We start from the raw sequence: 3,905 nt of genomic DNA, 5'->3' as shown, positions 1-3,905 counted from the left end.
TGCGAGGGCGACGTCGACCGCCAGTTCGCCGGTGCCCCGGGTGAAGGTCAGCGCCGTGATGCTGCCGGCGCTGCGCAGGTCGGCCGCGACGGCCTCGACCAGGCCGACCAGGTCGGCGTCCCCGCTGACCCGCGCGGAGGCCACCGCCGCCTTCATCGACACCTTCGCCTCCGACTTGGCCCGCCGGATCGCCGTGAGCGCCGTGCTGACCGCCTCAAGCAGGCGCGGGTCACCACTGTCAGCGATCTTGCGCAGCTCGCCGGCCTCCGGCCAGCGGGAACGGTGCACCGACCCGGGCTTCCACCACGACCAGACCTCCTCGGTGACGAAGGGCAGGAACGGCGCGAACAGCGCGAGCACCGTGGACAGGGCGATGGCCAGCGTGGCCCGCGCGGACGCCGCGCCCGGCTCGCCGAACGAGCCGTACGCGCGTCCCTTGACCAGCTCGACGTAGTCGTCGCAGAACCGCCAGAAGAACGATTCGGTGAGCTCGAGCGCGCGGGTGTAGTCGTAGTTGTCCAGCGTGGTGGACGCGGCGTCCACCACCTCCGCCAGCGTCGCCAGCAGCGCCCGGTCGAGCGGCTCGGCGATGGTGCCGGCGTCCTCGACCGCGCCGAGGCCGAGGGCGAACCGGCTGGCGTTGAGCAGCTTGATGGCCAGCCGGCGGCCGATCTTCATCTGGCCGACGTCGAAGGTGGTGTCGGTGCCCGGCCGGCCGGCGGCGGCCCAGTAGCGCACCGCGTCCGACCCGTGCTGTTCGAGCAGGTCCAGCGGGGTGACGACGTTGCCCTTGGACTTCGACATCTTCTTGCGGTCCGGGTCGAGGATCCACCCGGAGATGGCCGTGTTCGTCCACGGCAGCGTGCCGAACTCGGTGTGGCTGCGCAGCACGGTGGAGAATAGCCAGGTCCGGATGATCTCGTGCGCCTGGGGGCGCAGGTCCATCGGGAACACCCGGGCGAACAGATCGTCGTCGCTGCCCCAGCCGGCGGCGATCTGCGGGGTCAGCGAGGACGTCGCCCAGGTGTCCATCACGTCCGGGTCGGCGGCGAAACCACCGGGGATCCCGCGCTGGTCCTCGCTGAAACCGGGCGCGGTGTCACTGGACGGGTCGACCGGCAGCGCCGCGTAGCCGGGGACGATCGGCTGGTCGTAGCGGGGGGCACCGGCGTCGTCCAGCGGATACCAGACCGGGAACGGCACGCCGAAGAAACGCTGCCGGCTGATCAGCCAGTCCCCGGTCAGGCCGTCCACCCAGTTCTCGTAACGGACCCGCATGTGCGGGGGATGCCAGTGCAGCTCACTGCCACGGGCCCGCAGCTGCGCCCGCAGGGCCTCGTCCCGGCCGCCGTTGCGGATGTACCACTGGCGGGTCGTGACGATCTCCAGCGGCCGGTCGCCCTTCTCGTAGAACTTCACCGGATGGCTGATCGGCCGCGGGTCGCCCAGCAGCGCCCCGGCCTCGCGCAGCAGCTCCACGATCCGCTCGCGGGCGGCGTGCACGGTGCGCCCGGCCAGCTCGGCGTAGTGCGCCCGGCCCGCCGCCGAGACGATCGCCTCGGGCGGGTCGGGCAGCAGCCGGCCGTCCCGGCCGATCACCGCGCGGGTGGGCAGCCGCAGCTCACGCCACCAGGTGACGTCGGTGAGGTCACCGAAAGTACAGATCATCGCGATGCCGGACCCCTTCTCGGGGTCGGCCAGCCGGTGCGCCCGCACCGGCACCTCGACGTCGAACAGGGGAGTGCGCACCGTGGAGCCGAACAGCGGCCGGTAACGCTCGTCGTCGGGATGGGCGACCAGGGCCACGCAGGCGGCCAGCAGCTCCGGCCGGGTGGTCTCGACGACGACGTCCCCGCCGCTGTCGGTGCCGCCGGCGCCGCTGTTCCCGCCGCCGTCGGTGCGGGCGAACGCCAGCGAGTGGTAGGCGCCCGGGCGCTCCCGGTCCTCCAGCTCGGCCTGCGCCACCGCGGTGCGGAAGGACACGTCCCACAGGGTGGGCGCTTCCGCCAGGTACGCCTCGCCGCGCTCCAGGTTGCGCAGGAAGGCCCGCTGCGCCACCGCCCGGGAACGGGCGTCGATGGTCGCGTAGGTCATCGACCAGTCCACGGACAGGCCGAGGCGGCGCCACAGCTGCTCGTAGACCTTCTCGTCCTCGATCGTCAGCCGCTCGCACAGCTCCACGAAGTTGCGGCGGCTGACCGGGACCTGCTCCTTGCCGGGCTTGGCCGGCGGGGTGAGATCCGGGTCGTAGGGCAGCGACGGGTCACAGCGGATGCCGAAGTAGTTCTGCACCCGGCGCTCGGTCGGCAGGCCGTTGTCGTCGAACCCCATCGGGTAGAAGACCTCACGGCCGCGCATCCGCTGGTAGCGGGCGATGACGTCGGTGTGCGTGTAGGAGAAGACATGGCCTACGTGCAGGGAGCCGGAGACGGTCGGGGGCGGGGTGTCGATCGCGTACACCCGGGCCCGGTCGGCGCTCCGGTCGAACCGGTAGGTCTCCTGCTCCTGCCACACGGCCGACCAGCGTGCCTCGACGCCGTCGAGAGTGGGCCGCTGGGGAACGGAGCGTCCGGGGACGGACTGGTCGGCGGCGGGCTGCTCCCGGCCGTCCGAGTCGTGCTGGTTCCTGCCTTCTTCTGTCACCACAGGTAACGATCCTACGGGTCGAACAATGTGAGCTCCGACACGGGCTTCACCGGGCCTTGCGCCTGATCCTTCCCAGGTACGGATCCCCGCCGATCCTTGTCTCCGCGTGGCACCCGCGCCCTGTTCGGACGTGCTCTCCCGGCGGGGCCCACGCCGGACGTCCTCATGCCCGGCCCATGCCGGGCCCATGCCGGGGAGGTGCGCGGCCGCCCTCCCACCGGCCGTGGTGAGGGTCCGTGCGCCGGTCTGGCAGGGTCCCGCCGGCCGGGCCGGCACACGACATCCCGGGCCTCCCCGGCGCTCCTCCGCCGCTCCCGGCGGTGGGATCGTGTCGGCGGGCGGCCGTGGCGGGCGGAGCGGGTTGGCAGGATGTATCCCGTGCCTGACACCGGCGAGGACACCGCCCCCACCGCATCATCCGCATCGTCCGCCCCCACCGCGTCCGCCGTCGCGACCTCCGCTGCGGTACCCGACCACGTCCCGGCGGGCCGTGCCCCGGCGGCCGGGCGGCCGCGGCCGGCGGACCTGCTCGCGCTGGCGCTCGACGTCGCCCACGAGGCCGGCGGCCTGCTGCTGCGGGGCCGCGGCGGGGACGTCGTGGCCGAGACGACCAAGACGTCCCCCACCGACGTCGTCACCGCGCTCGACCGGGCCTCCGAGGAGCTGGTCGCGAGCCGGCTGCGCGCGGCGCGCCCGGGCGACGGCCTGCTGGGCGAGGAGGGCGCCGACGACCCGGGCACCAGCGGGGTGCGCTGGATCGTCGACCCGCTGGACGGCACCGTGAACTTCCTCTACAACCTGCCGAACTGGGCGGTGTCGATCGCGGCCGAGGTCGACGGGCAGGTGGTGGCGGGTGTCGTGCACGCCCCCGCCCTGGGCGTCACCTACACCGCGGCGCTCGGGGAGGGCTCGGCCCGCAACGGTGTGCCGCTGGCCGGCTCGGCCGTCACGGACCTGGCGCACGCGCTCGTCGCGACCGGGTTCGGCTACACGGTGCAACGGCGGATCGCCCAGGTGACGGTGCTGACCCGGGTCGTCCCCCGGGTGCGTGACATCCGGCGGATGGGCGCGGCGTCGCTGGACCTCGGCGCCGCCGCGGCCGGCCTGGTGGACGCCTACTACGAGCGTGGCCTGCACCCCTGGGACCACGCTGCCGGGGCGCTGGTCGCGGCCGAGGCCGGGCTGCGGGTCGGTGGCCTGCACGGCCGCCCGGTCTCCAACGACCTCGCCATCGCCGCCCCGCCCGCCCTGTTCGACGC

At 73.7% G+C, this 3,905-nt stretch carries 2 protein-coding genes; one reads left to right on the top strand and one right to left on the bottom strand.

Annotated elements, in window-relative coordinates:
* Positions 1 to 2,646 (bottom strand): valine--tRNA ligase (gene valS / locus AC5LUJ_RS07565; protein ID WP_493464694.1); only part of this gene is annotated, 2,646 nt, incomplete at its 3' end.
* A gap of 525 nt (positions 2,647 to 3,171) precedes the next feature.
* Between valS and AC5LUJ_RS07560 the strand changes: the two genes are divergently transcribed.
* A partial coding sequence (locus AC5LUJ_RS07560) for an inositol monophosphatase family protein (protein ID WP_493464697.1) occupies positions 3,172 to 3,905 on the top strand: 734 nt, incomplete at its 3' end.

It is taken from the genome of Protofrankia sp. CiP1_Cm_nod3 (genome assembly GCF_982290655.1).
Note: the sequence above shows the minus strand (reverse complement) of the source record. Positions and strands in the feature narration are given on the sequence as shown.